At 57.4% G+C, this 21284-nt stretch carries 23 protein-coding genes; 15 read left to right on the top strand and 8 right to left on the bottom strand.

Annotated features, from left to right (window positions below):
* The first annotated feature begins 172 nt into the window (after positions 1-172).
* The 4 genes from LIO64_RS00650 to LIO64_RS00635 all read left to right on the top strand — a co-directional run bounded on the left by LIO64_RS00650 (position 173) and on the right by LIO64_RS00635 (position 3422).
* Entirely contained in the window at positions 173-1429 is a 1257-nt protein-coding gene (locus tag LIO64_RS00650; RefSeq protein WP_290547523.1) for an acetylornithine transaminase, read from the top strand.
* 30 nt (positions 1430-1459) lie between these two features.
* Entirely contained in the window at positions 1460-1918 is a 459-nt protein-coding gene (locus tag LIO64_RS00645; protein ID WP_290547522.1) for a hypothetical protein, read from the top strand.
* Between the two features lie 122 nt (positions 1919-2040).
* Positions 2041-2607: an elongation factor P gene (gene efp / locus LIO64_RS00640; RefSeq protein WP_022396830.1), complete on the top strand. Its 567-nt coding sequence runs from the start codon at positions 2041-2043 to the stop codon at positions 2605-2607.
* A 161-nt stretch (positions 2608-2768) separates the two neighbouring features.
* On the top strand, positions 2769-3422 hold the full coding sequence (locus LIO64_RS00635) for a GDSL-type esterase/lipase family protein (protein WP_290547521.1): 654 nt from the start codon (positions 2769-2771) through the stop codon (positions 3420-3422).
* A gap of 105 nt (positions 3423-3527) precedes the next feature.
* On the opposite strand, the gene LIO64_RS00630 is transcribed toward LIO64_RS00635, so the two are convergent.
* Positions 3528-4493, bottom strand: coding sequence for a glycoside hydrolase family 16 protein (locus LIO64_RS00630; RefSeq protein WP_290547520.1), 966 nt, complete (start codon positions 4491-4493; stop codon positions 3528-3530).
* A 181-nt stretch (positions 4494-4674) separates the two neighbouring features.
* Here LIO64_RS00630 and LIO64_RS00625 point away from each other — a divergent pair, with 181 nt between their 5' ends.
* Positions 4675-6912 (top strand): heavy metal translocating P-type ATPase, encoded by a 2238-nt coding sequence (locus LIO64_RS00625; protein WP_290547519.1) that lies wholly within the window; start codon positions 4675-4677, stop codon positions 6910-6912.
* A 70-nt stretch (positions 6913-6982) separates the two neighbouring features.
* On the opposite strand, the gene LIO64_RS00620 is transcribed toward LIO64_RS00625, so the two are convergent.
* Positions 6983-7399 carry a hypothetical protein gene (locus LIO64_RS00620; RefSeq protein ID WP_290547518.1) on the bottom strand — a complete coding sequence of 139 codons (417 nt, stop codon included), beginning with the start codon at positions 7397-7399 and terminating at the stop codon, positions 6983-6985.
* A 61-nt stretch (positions 7400-7460) separates the two neighbouring features.
* Here LIO64_RS00620 and LIO64_RS00615 point away from each other — a divergent pair, with 61 nt between their 5' ends.
* The 3 genes from LIO64_RS00615 (at position 7461) to LIO64_RS00605 (ending at position 8971) form a co-directional block, all read left to right on the top strand.
* Positions 7461-7646 (top strand): hypothetical protein, encoded by a 186-nt coding sequence (locus LIO64_RS00615; RefSeq protein WP_290547517.1) that lies wholly within the window; start codon positions 7461-7463, stop codon positions 7644-7646.
* A 24-nt stretch (positions 7647-7670) separates the two neighbouring features.
* Entirely contained in the window at positions 7671-8327 is a 657-nt protein-coding gene (locus LIO64_RS00610) for an outer membrane beta-barrel protein (RefSeq protein WP_290547516.1), read from the top strand.
* Between the two features lie 170 nt (positions 8328-8497).
* Positions 8498-8971, top strand: a complete 474-nt coding sequence (locus LIO64_RS00605; protein WP_290547515.1) for a hypothetical protein — start codon at positions 8498-8500, stop codon at positions 8969-8971.
* A 286-nt stretch (positions 8972-9257) separates the two neighbouring features.
* Here LIO64_RS00605 and recN read toward each other — a convergent pair whose 3' ends face one another.
* A complete protein-coding gene (gene recN, locus LIO64_RS00600; protein WP_290547514.1) occupies positions 9258-10916 on the bottom strand; it encodes a DNA repair protein RecN in 1659 nt (552 codons plus the stop codon).
* Positions 10917-10980: 64 nt separating this feature from the next.
* Here recN and LIO64_RS00595 point away from each other — a divergent pair, with 64 nt between their 5' ends.
* From LIO64_RS00595 to LIO64_RS00570, 6 genes are all read left to right on the top strand, one after another.
* Positions 10981-11754, top strand: a complete 774-nt coding sequence (locus LIO64_RS00595; RefSeq protein ID WP_290547513.1) for an MBL fold metallo-hydrolase — start codon at positions 10981-10983, stop codon at positions 11752-11754.
* The gene (locus LIO64_RS00590) at positions 11751-12566 is read left to right on the top strand and encodes a WecB/TagA/CpsF family glycosyltransferase (RefSeq protein ID WP_290547512.1); all 816 of its coding nucleotides are present in this window, start codon (positions 11751-11753) and stop codon (positions 12564-12566) included. The genes LIO64_RS00595 and LIO64_RS00590 overlap by 4 nt, the downstream gene beginning before the upstream one ends.
* Before the next feature lie 162 nt (positions 12567-12728).
* The gene (locus LIO64_RS00585) at positions 12729-13436 is read left to right on the top strand and encodes an MmcQ/YjbR family DNA-binding protein (protein ID WP_290547511.1); all 708 of its coding nucleotides are present in this window, start codon (positions 12729-12731) and stop codon (positions 13434-13436) included.
* A gap of 149 nt (positions 13437-13585) precedes the next feature.
* A complete protein-coding gene (locus LIO64_RS00580; protein ID WP_290547510.1) occupies positions 13586-13912 on the top strand; it encodes a hypothetical protein in 327 nt (108 codons plus the stop codon).
* 78 nt (positions 13913-13990) lie between these two features.
* Positions 13991-14320, top strand: coding sequence for a hypothetical protein (locus LIO64_RS00575; RefSeq protein ID WP_290547509.1), 330 nt, complete (start codon positions 13991-13993; stop codon positions 14318-14320).
* A gap of 55 nt (positions 14321-14375) precedes the next feature.
* The gene (locus tag LIO64_RS00570) at positions 14376-14549 is read left to right on the top strand and encodes a hypothetical protein (RefSeq protein ID WP_290547508.1); all 174 of its coding nucleotides are present in this window, start codon (positions 14376-14378) and stop codon (positions 14547-14549) included.
* Positions 14550-14639: 90 nt separating this feature from the next.
* On the opposite strand, the gene lpxI is transcribed toward LIO64_RS00570, so the two are convergent.
* The 5 genes from lpxI to LIO64_RS00545 all read right to left on the bottom strand — a co-directional run bounded on the left by lpxI (position 14640) and on the right by LIO64_RS00545 (position 19832).
* Positions 14640-15503, bottom strand: coding sequence for a UDP-2,3-diacylglucosamine diphosphatase LpxI (lpxI, locus tag LIO64_RS00565; protein ID WP_290547507.1), 864 nt, complete (start codon positions 15501-15503; stop codon positions 14640-14642).
* Between the two features lie 30 nt (positions 15504-15533).
* A complete protein-coding gene (locus LIO64_RS00560; protein ID WP_290547506.1) occupies positions 15534-16808 on the bottom strand; it encodes a 2-oxo acid dehydrogenase subunit E2 in 1275 nt (424 codons plus the stop codon).
* An 18-nt stretch (positions 16809-16826) separates the two neighbouring features.
* Positions 16827-17801, bottom strand: a complete 975-nt coding sequence (locus tag LIO64_RS00555; RefSeq protein WP_290547505.1) for a transketolase C-terminal domain-containing protein — start codon at positions 17799-17801, stop codon at positions 16827-16829.
* Positions 17802-17822: 21 nt separating this feature from the next.
* Positions 17823-18824, bottom strand: a complete 1002-nt coding sequence (locus LIO64_RS00550) for a thiamine pyrophosphate-dependent dehydrogenase E1 component subunit alpha (RefSeq protein ID WP_290547504.1) — start codon at positions 18822-18824, stop codon at positions 17823-17825.
* Positions 18825-19019: 195 nt separating this feature from the next.
* The gene (locus LIO64_RS00545; protein WP_290547503.1) at positions 19020-19832 is read right to left on the bottom strand and encodes a MerR family transcriptional regulator; all 813 of its coding nucleotides are present in this window, start codon (positions 19830-19832) and stop codon (positions 19020-19022) included.
* Positions 19833-20165: 333 nt separating this feature from the next.
* Here LIO64_RS00545 and LIO64_RS00540 point away from each other — a divergent pair, with 333 nt between their 5' ends.
* A complete protein-coding gene (locus tag LIO64_RS00540) occupies positions 20166-21284 on the top strand; it encodes an efflux RND transporter periplasmic adaptor subunit (RefSeq protein WP_290547502.1) in 1119 nt (372 codons plus the stop codon).

Genomic DNA, 21284 nt, shown 5'->3' with positions numbered 1-21284 from the left:
GGTTCTGATTCATTCTGACGGCAAAATGATAAAAGAAAAGAAAAATGGAATGCCGCCGAATAGAGATGGGACTGCCCTGCGGGATAAAATGTGAGAATCATGACGTGCCTCCCAAAAAAATCATTTACAGACGAAGCCAGAAGAGCAAACTACACCCGTATCCCTTTAACTTATGAACACAGAAGAAAAACTTAACCAGTACGTACTTCATACTTATGGCCGTTATCCCATGGCTGCCGTTCGCGGAGAAGGCTCCCGCCTGTGGGACAGCGCGGGAAAGTGCTATCTGGACTTCTGTGCCGGCATCGCCACCTGCGTGCTGGGGCACTGCCATCCCGTGGTAACGCAGGCCCTGCAGAAGCAGGCGGCCACGCTGGTGCACTGCTCCAACCTGTACCAGATTCCCCAGCAGGCGGATCTGGCGGAATTCATCGTGACCCGGTGTGTGGAGCGGCCGGGAAAGGTCTTTTTTGCCAACAGCGGCGCGGAATCCAACGACGGCCTGATCAAGGTGGCGCGCCGTTACGGGCACCGGAAGCCCCAGCCGGACGGCAAGCCGCGGTATGAAGTGCTTACGTTCAACAAATCCTTCCACGGAAGAACGCTGGGCAGCATGTCCGCCACGGGGCAGGACAAAATCAAGATCGGCTTTGACCCCATGCTGCCGGGGTTCCGCCATTTGCCTTTCAATGACCTGGAAACGGCCCGTGAAGCCATCCGGCCGGAAACCGTAGCTTTTATGCTGGAAACCATCCAGGGTGAAGGCGGCGTCAACTGCGTGACCCCGGAATTCCTGCGCGGCCTGGTCCAATTGTGCCGGGAGCATGATCTCCTGCTGCTGATGGATGAAGTGCAGTGCGGCTTCGGCCGCTGTGGCAACATCATGGGGTGGCGCGCCGTTGCTCCGGAGGTGGAACCGGACGGTGTTTCCTGGGCCAAGGCGATGGGGGGCGGCTTCCCGATCGGCGGTTTCTGGATTTCCGACCGCGCCATCGATGACCAGGGCACGGAGCTTGCCTCCATCATGGACCCCGGCTCCCATGGCTCCACGTATGGCGGCAATCCGCTCGGCACTGCCGTCGGGCTGGCCGTGCTGCGTGAAGTCATTTCCCAGGACCTTCCGGAAAGGGCGCGGCGGCTGGGAGCGGAAATCCGCGCGGAAATAGAATCCTGGAATCTGCCCGTGATTCAGGGCGTGCGCGGCCTGGGGCTTCTTCTGGGCATCGGCCTGAACCCGGAGATGGTGGAAGCGCCGGAAGGCAAGACGATTGCCTCCGTGGTGGTGGAAGCCCTGCGGCAGGAAGGCCTGCTTTCCGTTCCCGCCGGGCCGGAAACCGTCCGTCTGCTGCCTCCGCTGACTGTAAGTGAAGAAGAAGTTCAGCAGGCGCTTGCCATCATCAAGCGCGTGCTTAAGACATACGTCAAATAGTGTAACCCAATCCCCTTTTGCTTTATTGTCATGAAGGATGAATCCATCAAAGCTCCCGGCAATGCGATAAGGCAATATTCCATCATGCTCCAGAACCGGGTGGGGGCGTTATCCGCCCTCCTCGGCCTGCTGGACATGCACGGTATTTTCTGCCTGGGGTTCAGCATGCATGACTGCCATGAGGCGACCATTGCGCGCCTGATCGTCAGCGATCCGGAACGGACGTCCGAAATCTTTCTGGAAAAGGGCGTCTGCTACACGGAATCCGAGGTTCTGGTGGCGGTTCTCCCCCATGGCCCCGCTGATCTCAAGAAATGCCTGGATGTACTGTATGCCGCGGAAATGAACGTCAACTTCCTGTACCCCCTTCTGCCATGCAGGAGGCAGGGTTCCCTGGTCGCGCTCCATGTGGACGACCTCAACTTCGGGCGTACCGTGCTGAATTCCAGCGGCATCAAGGTCCTGTTCCAGCAGGACCTCAGCCGGTGAGGAAGAGAGGTTTTCCCCCGTTTTACTCCACACGGATAAAGGCGTTTTCTCCAAGCGCATCAAGGGCTTGGCGGGTTTTTTCAGCTTGACGGGAAGGGAAAACGTGGTATGGTACGGGCCGCATGGCAAAAGTACCCGTAATCAATCTTCGCAAGGGACACGCGGTTAATCATAACAATGACGTTTGCGTCGTAGTCAGCATGGAGCACAAGTGCCCCCCCCGCATGGCTTCTTATGTGCAAATGAGCATCCGCAGCATTTCCACCAAGAAGGTGTATAACCTTCGCCTGACTTCCAATGAATCCCTGGAAGGCGTGAACCTCGCCCGTGAGGAATATGAGTTCAGCTACATTGACGGCATGGGCTACCACTTCATGAACCCCGATACGTACGAAGACATCACCGTGTCTCCCGACATCGTGGAACCCGTCAAGGATTACCTGATGGAAGGCAATATCTACATCCTGCTTTTCACGGATGAGACGGTTGTTTCCGTGGAACTCCCCGCCGCCATCACCATGGAAGTGGCGGAAGCCCCTGAAGGCGTCAAAGGCGACAGCGCGAACAACGTGTACAAGTCCGCCACGATGACCACCGGCCTGGTGGTGCAGGTCCCCCTCTTCATCAAGCCCGGTGAAAAGATCTCCGTGAAGACGGAAGACGGTTCCTATCTGGGCCGTGTGAACTGAACGTTCCATTTTCCCGTTTGAAAAGCCCTGTCCGGAAAAACCGGGCGGGGCTTTTTCATGCGGACACGTTCCGGAAAAAGACCAGAACCCCGTAAGCAGAGCGGGCTTTACATTCGGATTCGCTTCCAGTAGGTCATTTTCATCAGATGATGTTATATTCCATGAAAAAATTTATTGTCTTGTTGTGGATAGGCATGCTGGCCGCTTTTCTCCCGGTGGAAGGAGCTGCCGCAGTGAAACTGGCCTGTCTGGGGGACAGCATTACCGCCGGCATGGGGGTCAGGAAGGAAGACTGCTGGGTCTCCCGGATTGCCGCAACCCTGGGCAAGAAGGCGGAAGTAGGGAACTTTGGCGTATCGGCCCGTTGCCTGCTGTTCAAGGGGGACCGCCCCATCACGCGGGAAAAGGCCTACCGGGACGCACTGGCATTCAAGCCTGACGTGCTGCTGATCGGCATGGGCACCAATGACAGCAAAAAGCAGAATTGGATCCACAAGGATGATTTTGCCGGCAATTACAAGGAGATCATCGCGGAGTTCCGGAAGCAGAATCCCAAATTGAAGGTGTACTGCCTGCTGCCCATCCCGTCCCAGGAGGCCAGGGAAGGGGGCATCAGCAGGGAATGCATCGCCGGGGAAGTCATTCCGCTCATCCGGCAGGTGGCCAGAAGCACCAAATCCAAGGTGATCGACCTGAACAAGGTCATGAAAGACAAGGACAATCTGCTGGTGGACGGCGTGCATCCCAACGCGGAGGGGCACGCCCTCATGGCGGAACACATTCTCCTGGTTCTCAAAGGGAAGGCCGCTGAATAAAAGGCGGCTGCAAGGAGAGGCTTTCCCTCATCCCTTCCGCGCTATCGCCGGAAAACGGCACGAAGGCCATAGTCCGGCGAGGGAGAAAGGATTTTTCCTGCCCTGTTACTGTTTTCCGCGGGGTTCAAGCTTCTTTTCCGGCTGGTACGGGATGGTTCCCTTGTGGGGGGAATCCTTTTTCTGGTAAATGCGGACATAGTCTATTTCATACTTCTGCGGAAGGGGCAGCTTGTTCAGATCGCCGCCGGTGGCGCCCAGGGCCAGGTTCAGGATGATAAAATGAGGCTGACGGAAGGGGTTGGCGACTTCCTTGTAAACGGCGTTCACGGTGTTGTCCAGGGGCGTCCTGTTCAGCAGGATGTCGTCCGCGTACAGGCGCACTTCCTTTTCATCCCAGTCCATGCGGAAAATGTGGAAGCTGTCCGCCCAGTCCGCATGCCTTTCCTGGAGCCATTGGAGAGGCGTGTAGGTGGTGCTCCATTTGCCCACATGCTTTTTGGCGGAGGCCCAGCAGAGGTTGGCCAGGTAGGTGGACTGGTAGTATTCCATGATGTCTATTTCCCCGCACATGGGCCAGCCTTCCTTGACGCCCATGGTCCAGAAGGCAGGCCACATTCCCTCCCGCGGGCTGAATCTGGCCCGGATTTCAAACCGTCCGTACAGCCAGGAGCATTTGCCGCGCGTGGTGAGGGAGGCGGAGGTGTATTCCGCTTCCTTCCGCGTCGTCTGCCAGCTCTTTCCCTTCGGATTATAATGGGGGTTGGCGTGTTTTTCCTTTTTGCCTTCAATAATCAGCATCCCGTCCTGGCACCGGGCGTTTTCCGGCTGGTACCATTGCGCTTCCTTGTTGCGGACGAACCCGAGTTCGTAGTTCCACTTGGAGGGGTCCGGACGGCCGTCCTTGTCGAATTCGTCGTGCCAGACGAGTTCATAATCGGAATAACCCGCTTTTTCCACTACCCGCTCGGCTTTTTTGACGCCGTCTCCATGAAGGGTGTAAAGCTGGGCGTGGAGGGGGGAGGCGAGAAGAGCCGTGCAGGCCAGCATCCGGAAAAAGGAGGAAGCGTTCATGAGAAAAGAATAAAGGTGTTTTTTCTTCATACGGCGCAGGGGGCGTTTTTTTGTCATTTTTTATTGAAAAGGGGTGAAGCCGCGGAAGCGTCTTGAGAAACGGAATTGATGTGTTAGCTCTGTCTAACACCATGGGGCTTTTATTTGGCCCCGGAAAATGAAACGCCCGATTTTAACGACCATGGAAGAAAAGAATTATCTGGTTTCCGGCATGCATTGCGCCGGGTGTGCGGCCAAGGTGGAGCACGCCGTGGAAGAATTGGAGGGGGTGGAGCGCGTGGAGTTGAATTTGCTGACGGGGCGCATGACCGTTGTCTTTCAGGAACATGATTCTCCCGCCAGGGGCCGGATTGCGGCCGTTGTGGAGAAAGCCGGCTTCCACCTCTCGGAATGGAGGGAAGAACCGTTTTCCGGCCCGGAGGAAGAGGAAAGGCGAGAGGAAAACGGCGGGGCTCGCCTCGTCTGGTCCGTCCTGCTGCTTGTTCCGCTGATGTACCTGTCCATGGGGCCCATGTGGCATTGGCCCGTCCCGGGAGGGACCTGGGGCCTTTGGATGAATTTATGGGCGCAGTGCATTCTGGCGGGTGCGGTTTTGTGGCTGAACCGGCGTTATTTAATCAACGGGGTACGCCAGCTTGTCGCGCTGTCTCCCAATATGGATTCCCTGATTGCCATCGGTTCCGGCGCCGCCTTCCTGTACGGGCTGTATCTTTTGGTTGCAGGGGTGTGGCAGGGCGCCGACGTGGACGGAATGGAGCTGTACTTTGAGTCCGCAGCCATGATCGTCACGCTGATTTCCCTGGGCAAGTACCTTGAACGCCGCTCTTACCGGAAGACGAACGCCGCCGTGAAAGGGCTGGTGAAGCTGGTTCCCCGGGAAGCCCTGGTATGGCATGACGGAGCGGAACGTGCCGTTCCGCTGGAGGAACTTCAGGCCGGGAACTTGATTGTAGTGAAAACCGGGCAGAGGATTCCGGTGGACGGTATGATAGAAGAAGGGCAGGCCGCCCTGGATGAATCCGACCTGACGGGGGAAAGCCTGCCTGTGGACAAAACGGCCGGGGACCGGGTGATCAGCGGCACGTTCAACCGGGCCGGGTATCTCAAGGTACGCGCGGAGAGGGTGGGCGGGGATTCCACGTTGGCCCGCATGATCCGCCTGGTGGAGCAGGCCAGCCAGTCCAAGGCTCCCATTGCCCGGCTGGCGGACCGGGTGTGTTATTTCTTTGTCCCAGCGGTGATGGCCATTGCCCTGGTGGCGTTGGTTGGATGGCTGATGGCCGGGGAGGGATTTTCCTTTGCCCTTGCCAGGGCAATTGCGGTGCTGGTGATTTCCTGTCCCTGCGTTCTGGGGCTGGCCACCCCGATTGCCATCATGGTGGGTACGGGCCGGGGCGCGCGCCTGGGCATTTTGTGCAAGTCCGCCGGCGCCCTGGAGGCCTTGAGCCGGGTGGATACCGTCGTTTTTGACAAGACGGGCACCCTCACGGAGGGGGAACCCAGGGTGGTGGCCGTTCTGCCGGAACAGGGCATCAATGCGGATGAACTGGTGGAGATGACGGCATCCCTGGAACAGGGGTCGGAACATCCGGTGGGGAAGGCCGTTTATGAGCATGCCAGGCTGCTGGAACTTCCCGTTCGCGCGGTGGCGGATTTGTCCGTTGTTCCGGGGCGCGGCATTGCCGGAGTGGTGGACGGCGTGCCTTATGTGGTAGGCAATCTCGGCTTTATGCAGGACAGGGGCATCTCCTGGAAGGAGGAGGAAGGCCGCTTGAGGGAATTCATGCGGCAGGGCGCGTCCCCCCTGTATGTCGGCAGGGAAGGCCGTCCCGCCGGAGTGATCATGGTGGCGGATACCCTGAAGCCGGACAGCCGCGCCGCCGTGGACAACCTGAAGCGGATGAACCTGCGCGTGGTCATGCTGACGGGAGACAACGCCGCTACGGCGCGGCACATGGCCGGGGAACTGCATATTGATGAAATGATTTCCGACGTGCTTCCGGATGAAAAGGCTTCCCACGTCATGAAGATGGAGGAGAAGGGCGACAAGGTGGCGATGGTGGGGGACGGCGTGAACGACGCCCCGGCGCTGGCCTGCGCCCGGGTGGGCATCTCCATGAAGTCGGGAACGGAACTGGCTATGGAATCTTCCGACATTGTGTTGATGAAGAACAATCCCGTGGGCGTGGCGGAAGCCCTCCAACTGGGCCGTTCCACCCTGCACATCATCAGGCAGAACCTGTTCTGGGCTTTCTTTTACAACATCATCGGCATTCCGCTGGCCGCCGGGTGCCTGTATCCGGCCTTCGGCCTGACGTTGAATCCCATGATTGCCGCCGGAGCCATGAGCTTGAGCTCCCTGTGCGTGGTGTTCAACTCCCTGAGGCTGCGCGGTTTCAAGGCCCGTCTGGAAAAATAGGGAGTACTTCCCGAATGAAGAAAAATTTAGGAACTTATATACTTAAGCAGCCAAAGTTTTCAATGGCCTACTATTCGCCCCGTTTTGTACTGCCACTGGCATTTTGGGAAGCGTTTTCTTCTATAGCCTGAGCAATCCAGTCCTCTATCTTCATATTCGCTCTAACGGCCTCTCGCATAGCCAGATTTAGAATATGGCTGCTTAAAGGAACCACCAATTGAGACTTCATTTCCGTTGGGGAAAGTCGCTCACCCGCTATAATGCGGTGCAAAATGGCATGGAAATGGCTAGGGATGGAATTTCTTTTGCTGGAAAACCAGTTATCAACAGTAGACCTTTGTATGTCAAGAGCTTTTGCTAACGCGCTCCGGGAAACGGCATTCCCTTTCATCCATTTTCTTAATTGCTCAAGAGACACAACTGGAGCTTTTTCCATACCGTCATTTTCTGCCATGTGAGCGATTTTGTCGAAAAATAATCTCTTCATCCTGCAATTCTTTCTGGACAATCCGTCATACGATATAATATATACGCTCATAGGAGCGCATATGACTAATATCATAGCCAAAGAAGAACAGGGCAATTTGATAGTTCTGCCGGAATTATCCGCACAGGCTTACGAGTGGCTTTGCAAGAAGAGCATCAAGGAACGGATTTCTATTCCAGCTCTGATTGAGCAACTGATATTGGTCAAGCTGGTCCGCTCTCAACTACTGAGGAATACAACGCCGTAATAATTCATATTCACTATAATCACCATGAAGAGAAACTTATTTATAACCTGTATATTAGGTCTATTAACCTGTGCTTTTTCGGCTCAAGCATCCAACAATCCTTGGGAGTATTATTGGGCAGGAGGGAATTATAGTTCTTCCTATTTCCAGAAATACGATTCCACTTTTGGAGTTAGCCTTACTGGAATGCATGCATGGGCGACAGAAGAAGGTGAACCGAACCAATTTGGCGGCCTTCTAGATATCCATTCCAACATTGATTCAGGAAGCGTATATCATACGTTATCTTTGACTTCCGGGTATATGGGAGGAGAACATACGTATATGGGATTCAAATGCTTCCGTGAAATCGTGCCTGTTTTGGCAGGTTATACATTGAATCTGCCTTTGTCTGAAAAAGCCAGCTTTTACCTTGGTGGCAAAGCGGGAATTGCTTGGAGCTATGCGGAAATTAGAGGTTCTTCATCCTATGCAGTTTCCACCCCCGGAGGGGTAGCGACTGGCAGTTCTTCAGGAGTCCTTGCTTCTACTTCAGGAACAGCATTCACCTATGCCCTTTCCGCAGGTTTTTCCTTCGCTATTGGAGAAAAAACTGATTTTAAAATCGGATATGAAATGTTTTCTTTCAAAGGATTGGACCCATTTCATGCTGTAGAAATTGGGTTCAGTTGGAACTTTTAATCCCCTTAGGTGGTGAATTAACTGGCTTCCTTCCTTCCGGGGAAGGGAGCATATTCTAAGTTTTGATTTAGAAAGACTTTGGCTAATTAAATATATAAGTCCAAAAAAAAATCTTCCGGTATTTAGGACTTTTGGCAAGCTTGTTCTTCCATACAGTCGCATGAGGAGACATGGCCGACAACGGAGTGGAATGCTCCGTGGTGATGGAAAAGACCCAGTTCGATGCGAGAGCGGCTTTTCCGGACTTCAAGCTGGTGTTCGCCAACAAGGGAGAAAAGCCTGTGCGTCTTTTCGACGACTTCTATCCTCTGAAGGATGATGGCCCGCATATTTCCATAGAGATTTTTAAGAAACTGACAAAGGGGAAAAGGGAAAAAGCAGCAGCATATTATCCTAGGTATTGCATTGAGCGAGGACGTTTCTTGAGTTTCATTACACTGAAACCCGGAGAAAAGCATGAAGTGCTTATCAAGGATGCGTATCTGTTAATGCACTATTTCGGGCCTTTACGCCGTCTTCGCAACGGTGAAAAGTACGAGTTGGAAGTGACCTTTCGGGACGGATATGGAGATCCCGGTACTTGGAGAAAGTATGTAGGGAGAGAAGATTTTTCTGTGGTCGATCAGTCGCCTTGGAATCGGTAGGCGGTGATGAAGAAGTCAGAGAAAGGACTTATTACTGGGAACGCTGCCACATTGAGCGCCATGCGGAAAACATGAGGTTCATCGTGTTAAAGCATTGGATGCCCTTCCAGGTTTCCTCTGGAATTTTACAGAGCATGCCATCTATCTTCATCCCTTGGAAAAGGGGAAGAAGTATTTGATGAAAGTGATTTACCGGGACGATTATGGAACGCCAGGCCGTTCGGTAGGATATATGGCTGGAGAGGAATTTCTGACAAGATAACTTTTCTGGCAGAATCAGCCCTGTTCAGGAGGGTTGCAGCAGCGCCTGGGCCAGCGTGCGCGCGTGGTCTCCGCCTCCGCCCAGCATGCGGACCAGTTCATCTATCCGCTCTTCATGGCTCACCTCCCGCAGGCAGGAGATGGTGCGGTTGCCTGCGGAAGCTTTTTGGACCAGGTAGTGGTGGGAGGCCAGGGCCGCCACCTGCGGAAAGTGCGTGATGGAGATGACCTGGTGCCTGTTTCCGAGCTGCTGCATCTTGAAGCCTACGGCCCGCGCCACTTCCCCGCCCACGTTGGCGTCTATTTCGTCAAACACCAGCAGGGGGGTGGAATCCTTGTGAGCCAGGGCGCTTTTAATCGCCAGCATGATGCGCGCCAGTTCCCCGCCGGAGGCGATCAGCCGGAGAGGCTTGGAGGGTTCTCCCGGATTGGGGCCGAACAGGAATTCCACCGTTTCCATGCCCTGGGAGCCCGGTTCCCGGAGGGGGGACAACCCTACTTCAAAGACGGCTTGGCGGAACCCCAGTTCCCGGGAATGCCTGATGATGGAAGCCGCCAGTTTGGGAGCGGAAGCCTGGCGCGCCTTTGTCAGGGCTTGCCCGGCGGCGTCCAGCTGCTTGCGCAGAACGGTGATGGAAGCTCTGAGTTCTTCCAGGCGTTCCGTGCGGTGTTCGATGCGGTCCAGCCGATGGGCCGCTTCCTCCCTCCGGGCGCAAATGTCTTCAAAGGAGGGGCCGTATTTCATTTTCAGGGATTCCAGCAGGTTGATGCGTTCTTCCAGCTGAAAGAGTTCCTGCGGGTCACAGTCCAGTTCGGAGGAATAATCCGCCAGGCGGCCCTCAATCTCCTTGAGTTCCAGATTCACTGCCGCCAGGGGGGCCAGCCATGCGGCGGTGGACGCGTCCATGCGTTCCAGCTCATGGGCCGCCCTGGTCAGCTCCCTCAATTGGGAGCCCAGTCCGGGAACGTCCGTTTCCTCCAGCATGGAGAGCATTCTGGACACCTGTTCCCGGAGCCTGGAGCCATTGCGGGCCCGCTGCCAGCGTTCTTCCAGCGTAAGCACTTCCTCCGGCGTGAAGGCGGCGGCGTCTATCTCGTCCACCTGGTGGCGCAGCAATTCTATTTCCCGTGCGGTGGCCGCTTCCGCGTGTTCCAGGTCGTCATAGGCCCGGCGCGTGTCCTGCCATTGCCGCCAGGCGTCCGCATAGGCGTGCAGCAGAGGGGTATGTTCCCCAAAGGCGTCCAGCAGGGAAAGCTGCCTTTCCTGGGAGATGAGGGAGCGGTGGTCGCTGGGGCCGTGCATATCCACCAGGCAGGCGCCCGTTTCCCGCAGAAGGTTCAGGGTGCAGGGGCTGTCATTCAGGAATTGGCGGTTGGCCGCGGGGGAGATGATGCGCTTGATGATCAGGTTGCCGTCTTCACAGGGGGGCACGCCGTGCTCGTTCAGGATGGCGTGGACGGGGGAGGATTCCGGCAGATGGAAGACGGCTTCCACGCTGCATTGCTGTTCTCCGGAGCGGATGAGCGTTTTATCCGCGCGCTCCCCCAGCGCCAGGCGTATGGCGCCGATGATGACGGATTTCCCCGCTCCCGTTTCCCCCGTGATGCAGATGAAGCCGGAGCTGGGTTCCCAGAGCAGCTGGTCCACGAGAGCCAGGTTTCTAATTTTCAGCAATGTAAGCATTCGGGCTTTGGATTTTGAATGCATTATGGCATCATTCGCTCTAAACGCAATCATGACCTCTGTGATGAACATTCTCTTTCTGGGTACCGGAACTTCCACCGGAGTACCCCAGATAGGCTGTTCCTGTGCGGTCTGCACGTCGGCGGATCCCAGAAACAAGCGGTTGCGTTCTTCGATTTACGTGGAGGCCGCAGGTTCCCGCATTTTGCTGGATTCCTCTCCGGATCTGCGTCAGCAGGCCCTGCGGGAAAACATCATGGATGTGGACGCCGTGCTGTACACGCATGCCCACGTGGACCACGTGGGCGGCTTTGACGATTTGCGCGCCTTCTGCTGGCGCAGGACGGGCGGCCTGCCCATGTACGCCTCTCCGGAGACGATGGCCGCCCTGCGGTCCATGTACGGCTGGGCGTTTGAACCGAAAACGGGCCGGAGCGGCTATGTCAGGCCGGAACCTCATGAGATAACGGAGCCGTTCCGCGTGGGGAATGTGCAGGTCACGCCTCTTCCGGTGCTTCATGCCGGAGTGGAAACCTATGCCTACGTTCTGGAGGCGGACGGGCAGCGCCTGGCATACATGCCGGACGTGAAAAGCATTCCGGAGCCATCCCTGGAGGGGATGAAGGGAGTAGATCTATTGATTATTGACGGGCTGCGCTACCATCTGCACCCCACGCACATGTGCCTGGAGGAAACCCTGGCTGCCATTGACGCCATCCGGCCCCGGCGCGCCGTGCTCACCCACATGTCCCACGACATGGATTACGGGATTCTTTCCGGCAAGCTTCCGGAGAACGTGATGCCGGCCTACGACGGGCTGAGGCTGTCCCTGCCGTGAATTTTCTTTACTCTTATCAGGCCATGACTGTTTCCAATGACCCTGTCCAGCCCGGCGTACGGGTACCGTGTGAGAGCGGAAAGGTATTCGGCTTTTCCGTGGCCGTCAGTTCCGTGGAGAACATGTGCGCAGCCCTGGCGGAGCGCGCCTTGAAGGCGGACGCTCCTTATCTGGTGGCTGCCGCGGATGTGCATGTGGTGACTCTTGGCGTGCATGACCGGAGTTATGGGGCCGTGCTGGAAAAGATGGACGTGATTTGTCCGGATGGAATGCCGGTGGTATGGAAGCTCAACAGAACCCTCCCGGAAAGAGGAAAGGCCGCCGAACGCGTGAGCGGCCCTGACCTGATGGAGGCCCTGACCGGGATGGAGCATCCGGGTCTGCGCCATTTCCTGCTGGGCGGGGAGGAACAGACGCTGCAAATTCTGGCGGACAGGTTGAAGAAAAAACATCCCGGTTGTCAGCTGGCAGGCATGTATTCCCCCCCTTTCCGTTCCTGGACGGAGGAAGACCTGGCAAATATGCGGCAGGCCATTGCCGCCAGCGGGGCTAATGTGGTGTGGGTGGGCCTCGGCTGCCCGAAGCAGGAGAGGTGGATGGCGGAACAGAAGGAGCTGCTGCCTCCCGCCGTTTATGCGGGCGTGGGCGCGGCGTTCGCCTTCCATGCCGGCACGGTGAAGCGCGCTCCCCTGTGGATGCAGAGGAACGGCCTGGAATGGCTGTACCGCATTTACCGCGAACCGGGAAGACTGCTCAGGCGGTACGTGAAGTACAACAGCCTGTTCGTGTGGTACGTGCTGACGGGGAGGTAAAACCTTTTCTCCGATGCATACACTCCGGAGATAAGGGCATGTTATTTTGACCTTGTACCGTTTCCGTGCGGCTTTATCATAGCTTCGTCTGGACCTGCATGTCTGCAAAGGATGCGGGTGGCGGTTCTTTCTTCTTCTACAGCTTTTAACTTCTTTTGCCCCATGTTTTTCCGCCGCGTTCCCCAGAAAAGCTGGTATGAAAAAGCCGTGGAACGCGTGTTCAGGGACAGGAAGCTGTGCGGGGATAAACTGCTTCCCTTCGGCTGTGTTTGCGGGGAAAATGGTTTTTTATACAGGACAAAGCTGCTGCATGGCCGGTACCGCATGGAATTTGAAATACACGCGGACGGTTCCGTCCGCGTAGCGGTGCGTGGAGCGGACGGGGAGGAGGAAATGCCGCATCTGGCGCCGAAAACGGTGGACAGGTTGCAGGAAAGGGCGCTCCGCAGGGAATATGAGGAAGAGTTGTGGCATGTGGCGGAATGCTGCTTTGAGCCCGATTTCTTCAAGGCCGATCCTGCCCGGAGCCTCGTGGCGCACGTCCGGGAAGCTTATGGGGACGAACTGGAATTCCTGTGGAGGAAGTCGCCGGGAAGCGCTGTGGTGCGCCGGAAGGATACGGAAAAATGGTATGCCGTTTTTCTGGCCGTGCCGCGGTCGAAGCTGGGAGGCAGTTCCAGGGAGAGGGTGGAGGTGCTTAATCTGCGGGTTTGCCCCGGTGAGCTTGATGGCCTTGTGGATTATTCCAGCCGTTTTCCGGCCTACCACATGAATAAGAAGAACTGGGTGAGCCTCTGTCTGGACGGGAGCATTCCCGTTGAGGAACTGGCGGAGCGCCTGGAGACCAGCCGCCGGCTTGCCGGAAAGTGAGCGCTGTTGCCGGAGGTTTCCCGTGCAGGCTGTCCTTTCGCCTTTGGAATCCGCCTGGAGAATGGCGGTTGCGGATGCAGCGGAGTTCATCGGTGCAGGAAGTGGACCGGGCTCTTGACCCGGAAGGGGGGCGGGCCTACAGTGGTGGCATGAACGTTCAAGAAAAAGCGCTGTCCACCTTTCGCACGGAACCCTGGCGCCACAACTGCGCCCAGGCCGTTTGCGCGGCTCTGGGAAGAGAGGATTTGCTGGAAGCCGTTTCCGCGTGCGGAACCGGAAAAGCGCCTGACGGGGTGTGTGGCGCTTTGCATGGAGCCCTCCTGTGTACGCCCGTGCAGTCCAGGGAGGAGCTGAAGCGGCGGTTTGTGGAAAAGCTGGGTTATTCCCATTGCAGGGATCTGAAAAGGGAGGGCCGTGTTCCGTGCCGGGACTGCGTTGCCACTGCGGCGTTTCTGGCTTTTGATATGCTGGAGTGAACGTAGAATGACACGACAGGATTCATAGTTTTTCATGAAGAAAGAGTCTATTGGAATGAATCCAAATAGAACAACATCATGAAAAAATTGATATATGCTATAGCAGCGGTAGCCGTTGCAGTTCCGGTAGTGGCCCTGGCGCAGAGCGCCTGCGGCAGCGGTTCCTGCACCAAGGGTGACAAGGACATGACTGAAGCCAAGGAGCACATGAAAAAGGGCGCTAGAGCCGCCAAGGACGCCGCTTCCGAAAAAATGAAGGAAGGCAAGCAGGCGGCTAAGGACGCCTACGAAAAGAGCAAGGACGCCGTCAAGGATACTTACCAGGACAGCAAGGACGCCGTTGACCATGCGGCGGACAGGGCGGCCGATAAGGCCGAAGCTATCGGTGACGCTGCTAGAAACGGTTAATTCAAACAATTAAAAACAAAAACATTTATTTATTATGTGTGAATCAAATGATCATATGAAGAAGGGCTGTGGATGCTCGAAAGATGCTGCTTCCGGAAAAATGGAAGAAGGCAAGCACGAGATGAAGGAAAGCTATGAAAAGGGCAAGGATGCCGTCAAGGATATGGCTGACGGCATGGGCGACAAGGCCAAATCCATGATGGGTAAGGACAAGGACAAAAACGCTTAATTCCGACGGTTGAAACAAGCCGTTTTCCTATTCTGCATCCCGTATGCGGAATGATTTCCCCTTGTCCGGGTTTCCGGATGAGGGGATTTTTTATGCAGGCGGGTTTGCCGGAGAAGGGCGGCCCTGCTCTGAAGCCTCCAGGGCATGCAGGCTGATCTTGTGCTTTTTACAGAGTTCCGCCACCCGGCCGCGTTCCAGCAGAATAGTCTTGCCCGCTTCCAGGGCGATTTGCCGGACGCCGCATTCCGCGCACGTTTCAATGGTGGCGGGGCCGATCGTCGGGATGTCAAAACGCATGTCATGCCCCAGACGGGCCACTTTTGCCAGCGTGGCGGGTTTGCCGCTGCCCAGCTCTCCGCTGCGGCGTATGCAGTTGTTGGTTCCTTCAATCGCTTCCACGGCGACGACGGTGCCCCCGTGCACGACGACGGACTGCCCGATGTGGAGGCGGCTGATTTCCTTGGCCATCTGCATGCCGAAAACGGCGTCTTCCCATTGTTCAGGCGTGGGCTTCGGTCCGGCGATGTGCCCCGGCTGCGGCATGTGTTCTTCCATGTAGGTGGAGGCGGGCAGGATGGTGAAGCCTTCTTTTTCCGCTTCCGTGATGACGGCTCCCAGCAGGGAATCCGCGTTTTTTTCCGGCATGCGCATCAGCACGGAAAGGGCGCGCAGGTCCGGACGGAGGGAAAGGATGTTCTTCGGGTTGATGCCCCCCGCCATGATGACGTTCCGCACGCCGTGTTTTTTCAGGAAGGAAAACGGCTTGCTGATCTGGCCCACGCTGAATTCCTGATAAAAGTCGCACAGGGGGATGACGGCGGGATTGGTTTCCCCCTTGAAGCCCACGGCCACAATGCGCAGCTCCGGCGTCTGGCGGCGCGCTCCCCGGACAATGTATTCCGGATAGACGCCGTCTCCGGCTACCAGGCCTAATACGGGTGGGTCTGTCGTCATGCGGCGTAAAGCGTGCGGGAACGGGACGGGTTACAGGTATTCGGGGCGCTGGAGCAGTTCCGCCACGCGCTTGAGCAGGCGGCCGATGTCGGCGCCGTCCACCACGCGGTGGTCCCCCGTAGCCACGATGTTGGCTTTGGAGATGGGGATGAACGCCTCCACTTCGTCGCTCCAGACCGGAGTCTTGGTGACAGCTCCTACGCCCAGGATGATGGATTCGCTGGGCATCGGCATGGGTGCGGCAAACGTAAGGCCGAAGCCGCCGAAGTTGGTCACCGTGGCGATGCCGCCCGTACTGTCTTCAGGAGCCAGCCTGCGGCGGCGCGCCTGGGCGATCAGGCGGTTGTAGTCTTCCAGCAGTTCGTCCATCGTCCGTTCGTTCACGCGGCGCAGCACGGGAACCATGACTCCGTCCGCCACCTGGGCGGCAATGCCGATGTCAATCGTCTTGGGTGACAGGATGTTTTCCCCGACCAGGTAGCCGGCGCATTCCGGGCTTTCCGCCAGGGCCAAGGCCAGGGCGCGGGCAAAGTACAGGGTGATGCCGGGACGCAGCGGGGAATTCTGCCTGTGCTTGATGAGGGGGTCCATGAAGACGGGGCGCCCGGCGGAAGCCAGGGGGCGCGTCCAGCTGCGGCGCATGGCGTCCGCCACGGCCAGCCGCATGGAGGAGGCCTTGCGGTGAGGCCACTGGCTCACGTATTCCAGGAATTCTTCCAGGTCGTCAATGGTGACGCGTCCGCCGGCTCCGGAACCGGAGATGAACGCAATGTCGGAGGCGCTCATGCCCAGTTCATCCATGCGGGCCTTCATCCGGGGAGACATGTAGTGCGCGCCTTTCATGCCGGCAGGGACCGGAAGGCCGCGCACGCTGGGCTGGACTTTCAGGTCCGCGCTGTTTTCCTGGTAGGATTCCCCCGTCGCTCCAAAGTGGACTCCGGTGGGCTTCTCCTCCCGGCCGGAAGAGGCGGGCGCAGGCTGGGGCACGGATTCCGGGCTGGCCGGAAGGGAGGGCTGGGTGGATTCCCCGGCCGGGGTGGCGCCGGAGCGCTCGATTTCCTCTTCCGTGGCTTCAATCATGGCCATGCAGGCGCCGACCACGATGGATTCCCCTTCCTTGATAAATACATCGCTCAGGACGCCTCCGCACATGGTAGTGACGCCCATGGTCGCCTTGTTGGTCTCTACCTCAAAGATTTCCTGGTCGGCTTCTACGGTATCGCCCTGAGCCGCCAGCAGGCGCAGCACGGTGGCTTCTGCAATGGAATCCCCGAGCTGGGGCATCAGAATGGGTACTTTAGGCATGGTGGAAACTGGGTTGGATCAGATGGATAAAAGATGGCGGATGGAGTCTGCAATGGATTCCAGGGTAGGGCGGTGCGCCTTCCAGAGGTTGGGATGCTGCGGGATGGGCGTGTCTTTGGCATTGAGCCGCTGGGGCGGAGCGTCCAGCAGATGGAAGCCTTCCGCCACAATGCGGGAAACGACTTCCGCCGTGACTCCTCCCCACGGGAAATCCTCCCCGATGACCAGGACGCGGCCGGTGCGCGCTACGGAGGCGATCACGGTATCCATGTCCAGCGGGCGCACGGTGCGGAGGTCCACGACTTCCACTTCATAACCGCTTTCCTTCGCGAGAAGATCCGCCGCACGTACGGCTTCCGGCACCATGGCGCTGTATGCCACCACCGTGGCATGCTTTCCGGTACGGGCGATCCGGGCTATGCCGAAGGGAATGGCCGGGGCTTCCCGGTAGTTGTCTTCCGCTTTCAGCCAGCGGTAAAGGAACTTGTGTTCCAGAAAGATGACGGGATCGGGAATCTCCACGGCCTGGCGCAGCATCCAGTAGGCGTCCGCCACAGTGGCCGGGGTCATGACGTGCAGGCCAGGATAATGGGCAAAGAGGGCTTCCAGGCTCTGGCTGTGGAAGGGGCCCGTGCCGGGCGTTCCTCCGCAGGGCAGCCGTACCGTGATATTGGCCGGAATGCCCGTCCGGTAGTAATGGGTGGCCGCCATGTTCACGATCTGGTTGAACGCGATGGTGCTGAAGTCCGCAAACTGAACTTCCATGATGGGTTTCTTGCCCATGACGGCGGCTCCGGTGACCATGCCGGCCATGGCGTCCTCACTGATGGGGGCGTCAATCACCCGGTCCGGAAACAGCTCCTTGAGGCCCTTGGTCGCTTTGAAAGCGCCGCCGAAAACGCCTATGTCCTGCCCGTACAGGAAAACGTCCTTGTCTTCCGTAAGCAGGTCTTTCTGGGCGTCGTGAATGGCATCAATGTATGTTACGCTCATGGGAATGTTCCGTTTGCAGGCTTAATAAGGTCTCCATACCGTGGCGTTCCAGTCTTCCCGGAAAGGGTCCGGTTCCGGTTCCCGCTGTGCGGTAGCCACGGCCAGCTGGACTTCATCGGCATATTGCTTTTTCAGGTCCGCTATTTCTTCCGGCGTCAGCCAGCCGGCTTCCAGAAGCTGACGCTCCGCGACGGTGACGGGGTCCTTTTTGCTGTATTCCTCCTTCAGTTCTTTGGGAATGTAGAAGGAGTCATCATGTTCGCCGTGGCCGCACATGCGCAGGGTTTTGGCAAGGACCCACTGGGGACCCAGCCCTTCCCTCGCGTTGTTGACGGCGGTGTGGAAGGTTTCCAGCGTGGACATGAAATCCGTGCCGTCCGTTTCATGTACGGTGAACCCGTAGCCATGGCCCCTGTCCGCCAGGGAGGCTTCCCCGAATTCCCGGACGTTGGGCGTGGAATAGGCAAATTGGTTGTTGGTCACCACGAGCACCAGCGGGAGACGTTCCACGTTCGCCATGTTGGCCGCTTCATGAAAGGCCCCGGTGGAGGTGGTTCCGTCCCCGCAGAAGGCTACACCTACGGGGCCGGGCAGCTTGCCGTCCAGCCGCTTGGCAAAGAGGCAGCCGATCACGAAGGCCACTGTGCTGCCCAGATGGCTGATGGGTGCCATGTAGCCTTCCGCCGGCAGTCCGCGGTGAACGTTCCCGTCCCTTCCCTTCATATAGCCCAGGGCGGAACCCAGGTAGGAGCGCGCCGCTTCAATAATCGGTTCCCCCCAGGTGATGCGTGCCGCCTGTTCCCGGATGAAGGGAGCGATGATATCATAGCCCGCGGTCAGGAAAACGCCGCCGCACGCGGCAATCGCTTCATGCCCGCGGCCCAGGTAGACGCCGCCCGTGATTTTGCCCGCTTTATACAGGCTGGAAATTTTGGTGTCAAAGGCGCGCGCCAGCAACATGGCCTTGTAAGCCTTGACGGCGCTTTCCTTCAAGTCCGGTTGTGTAGTGTCGCAATGTGCCACCCCATTATTTTATATGCTGCATGGGGAAATGCAATGCCATTTCATGAAACTTCCGGAGAGGTTGCCGTCAGGAGCATGAACGTTTATTTCATCTGCTCCGCAGTGCAAAAGGAAGCGGACGGGAAAACCGGATTCCTGGAAAACCCGTTTTCCTTGCGCCTTGCCCCCTGCCTGTTCCGGAAATGCTTCTCCGTTTTATTTCTCTCCGGGCGGCAGGGAGCATCTCAGTTCGAATTGCGGATGCGCAACATCGTAATCTCCGGAAAACAATTCCGTTTCCATGATAATTTTATCATATTCCTGCGCGAACAGTTCCGAAAAGACGAAGGGGGCTTCCCCGATACCGCTTTCCCGCCTGATAGCGCAGAGGAAAGAGGCGGCAGGCAGGCGCATGATTTCCTTCAGCTTCCGGGCGTCTCTTTTTGTCGCTTCCACCTCCACATACAGGAACTGTTCCGTTCCGGTTCCCCGGTGGAAGGAAAGGAGGCCGGCTTCCGCGCCCAGCCGCAGCCCGTTGTGGTTGATGTCGTCGAACATGCTGGTAATGAGAATATTATAATCCGTACTGTGCTGTTTCCCGGAATAGGGAACCGCCCAGCAGTATTTTTCCGGCAATTGGTGGACGGTCTGCCCCTCATGGTGCCGGAGGCCTTCCATCCGGTCCATCTGTTTCTGGAATTTTTCCAGCAGATGCAGTTTTTCCTGAATCTCCCTGATCTTCTGGTGAGCCAGCATGGTACCGTGGGAAATCAGCTTCTTGTAATGGATTCTCTTCTGGTCCTTGGTCAGAAAGGTGGTGAATTCCTTCAGGGGAATGTCCAGGAAGATGCACGCGCGGATGGCGTCCACCACGGGAATCTGGGAAAGGGTGTAGTAACGGTATCCGGTATCCGGATCCGTATGGGCGGGGCTCAGGATCCCGAGCTGTTCATAATACCGCAGGGATTTGATATGTACGCCTGTCTGCCTGGACAGGCTGCCGATGGTGAGTAAATTCTGCTTGTCCATCCTGGTTGCAATGGGCGGGGGGACTGATTTTTCTTTCCGGGCGGGCTTCCCGGCAAAGACGGCTGGCGCCTGCAAGAGAAATCTTCATGAAGACGAAATCTCTGCGTCTTTCATTTAGTTTTTGCTGACAATAACTTACAACAAATGATAAAAAGCCGCTCCGCTTAATTCTTTCATTACCTCTTGACTCTCCCATTATGGGATACTTTACACCATATGACAATTGAAAAATCCCCGGTCTTGGCGGAAGCGTGGTTCCGGGGTCTTTTGCGGTCTTCTACAACGTTATTATTCATGAAAACAACTTGTCTTTTTTTCCTTTGCTCCGCTCTTTTGGCATTCCTGCCTTCGTGCCGGCAGGAGGATGAAACCCAGGGCGCCGGCTCTCCCGGAGAGACGGTGCCGGAAGTAAGCGTTCTGACGGTGCACAGCACGCAGGTTCCCGTAACCGCTAATCTTCCCGGCCGCATGGAGGCCTACCTTCAGGCGGAAGTGCGCGCCCGCGTGACGGGAATCATTCAGGAACGCTGTTATGAGGAAGGGCAGACGGTCCGGCCGGGCGACCTTCTCTTCAAAATAGATCCGGCCCCTCTTCAGGCCGTTCTGGATGAATGCCAGGCCGCGGTGGCCCGTGCCAAAGCGGTACTGGCGGATGCGGAGGACAAGGCCGCGCGTTATTCCTCCCTGGTGGCCAAGGGAGCGGTCAGCGTGCGGGAGCACAAGCAGGCCAAGGCGGAGGAAGACCGTGCCAGGGCGGAATATGCCGCTGCCGCCGCGTCCCTGGAGCAGGCCCGCCTGAATCTGGAATACACCAGGGTGGAGGCGCCCATCTCCGGCCGGGTGCGCCGTGCGCTGGTGACGGAGGGGGCGTTTGCCAACCAGAATGAATTCACCCATCTGACTACCATCGAGCAGATAGACCCTATTTACGTCCGATTCTCCCAGCCGGCCTCCCATTACAGCAGCCTGCGCCGGGCTGTCGTATCCGGGCTGTGGAAGGGAGTTCCCATTAAGGAGATCAAGGTGCGCCTGCTGCTTTCCAATGGAGAGGAATATCCCCATCCCGGCAGGATCATTTTTTCCGATATGGCGGTGGATCCTGATACGGATACCATTGAAATGAAAGCCCAGTTCCCCAATCCTGATGCCGAGCTTCTTCCCGGCGCCTATGTGCGCGTGGTGTTTGACAAGGCCATGCGGAGCAACGTATTCGCCATTCCCCGCGACGCCGTCATCCGGACGGCGCAGGGAGCCTCCGTTTTTGTCGCAGGCCCGGACGGCGTGCTGGAAGTGCGCCCCGTCAAGGCGGACACGCTGAATGGCCGGGAATGGCTGGTTTCAGAAGGTCTCAAGGACGGAGACAAGGTGGTCGTCAGCCACATCATGTCCCTCAGGCCCGGAATGAAGGTCCGCACTGCCGGTCCCCGGCCCCAATCCAACGCCCAGCAATAA

Source organism: Akkermansia sp. (assembly GCF_020860705.1).
Lineage (GTDB): Bacteria > Verrucomicrobiota > Verrucomicrobiia > Verrucomicrobiales > Akkermansiaceae > Akkermansia.
The sequence above is the reverse complement of the archived record's forward strand: the minus strand, read 5'-3'. Positions and strand labels throughout refer to the sequence as shown.

What these genes read in the sequence shown, in the direction of transcription:
- LIO64_RS00630 (WP_290547520.1), bottom strand. Translation starts at nt 4,493, where the DNA reads ATGAACGCTTCCTCCTTTTTCCGGATGCTGGCCTGCACGGCTCTTCTC.
- LIO64_RS00560 (WP_290547506.1), bottom strand. Translation starts at nt 16,808, where the DNA reads ATGCCTAAAGTACCCATTCTGATGCCCCAGCTCGGGGATTCCATTGCA.
- LIO64_RS00635 (WP_290547521.1), top strand. Translation starts at nt 2,769, where the DNA reads ATGAAAAAATTTATTGTCTTGTTGTGGATAGGCATGCTGGCCGCTTTT.
- lpxI (WP_290547507.1), bottom strand. Translation starts at nt 15,503, where the DNA reads ATGACGACAGACCCACCCGTATTAGGCCTGGTAGCCGGAGACGGCGTC.
- LIO64_RS00555 (WP_290547505.1), bottom strand. Translation starts at nt 17,801, where the DNA reads ATGAGCGTAACATACATTGATGCCATTCACGACGCCCAGAAAGACCTG.
- LIO64_RS00650 (WP_290547523.1), top strand. Translation starts at nt 173, where the DNA reads ATGAACACAGAAGAAAAACTTAACCAGTACGTACTTCATACTTATGGC.
- LIO64_RS00585 (WP_290547511.1), top strand. Translation starts at nt 12,729, where the DNA reads ATGTTTTTCCGCCGCGTTCCCCAGAAAAGCTGGTATGAAAAAGCCGTG.
- LIO64_RS00595 (WP_290547513.1), top strand. Translation starts at nt 10,981, where the DNA reads ATGAACATTCTCTTTCTGGGTACCGGAACTTCCACCGGAGTACCCCAG.
- LIO64_RS00605 (WP_290547515.1), top strand. Translation starts at nt 8,498, where the DNA reads ATGGCCGACAACGGAGTGGAATGCTCCGTGGTGATGGAAAAGACCCAG.
- LIO64_RS00615 (WP_290547517.1), top strand. Translation starts at nt 7,461, where the DNA reads ATGACTAATATCATAGCCAAAGAAGAACAGGGCAATTTGATAGTTCTG.
- recN (WP_290547514.1), bottom strand. Translation starts at nt 10,916, where the DNA reads ATGCTTACATTGCTGAAAATTAGAAACCTGGCTCTCGTGGACCAGCTG.
- LIO64_RS00545 (WP_290547503.1), bottom strand. Translation starts at nt 19,832, where the DNA reads ATGGACAAGCAGAATTTACTCACCATCGGCAGCCTGTCCAGGCAGACA.
- LIO64_RS00575 (WP_290547509.1), top strand. Translation starts at nt 13,991, where the DNA reads ATGAAAAAATTGATATATGCTATAGCAGCGGTAGCCGTTGCAGTTCCG.
- LIO64_RS00570 (WP_290547508.1), top strand. Translation starts at nt 14,376, where the DNA reads ATGAAGAAGGGCTGTGGATGCTCGAAAGATGCTGCTTCCGGAAAAATG.
- LIO64_RS00580 (WP_290547510.1), top strand. Translation starts at nt 13,586, where the DNA reads ATGAACGTTCAAGAAAAAGCGCTGTCCACCTTTCGCACGGAACCCTGG.
- LIO64_RS00625 (WP_290547519.1), top strand. Translation starts at nt 4,675, where the DNA reads ATGGAAGAAAAGAATTATCTGGTTTCCGGCATGCATTGCGCCGGGTGT.
- efp (WP_022396830.1), top strand. Translation starts at nt 2,041, where the DNA reads ATGGCAAAAGTACCCGTAATCAATCTTCGCAAGGGACACGCGGTTAAT.
- LIO64_RS00610 (WP_290547516.1), top strand. Translation starts at nt 7,671, where the DNA reads ATGAAGAGAAACTTATTTATAACCTGTATATTAGGTCTATTAACCTGT.
- LIO64_RS00620 (WP_290547518.1), bottom strand. Translation starts at nt 7,399, where the DNA reads ATGAAGAGATTATTTTTCGACAAAATCGCTCACATGGCAGAAAATGAC.
- LIO64_RS00645 (WP_290547522.1), top strand. Translation starts at nt 1,460, where the DNA reads ATGAAGGATGAATCCATCAAAGCTCCCGGCAATGCGATAAGGCAATAT.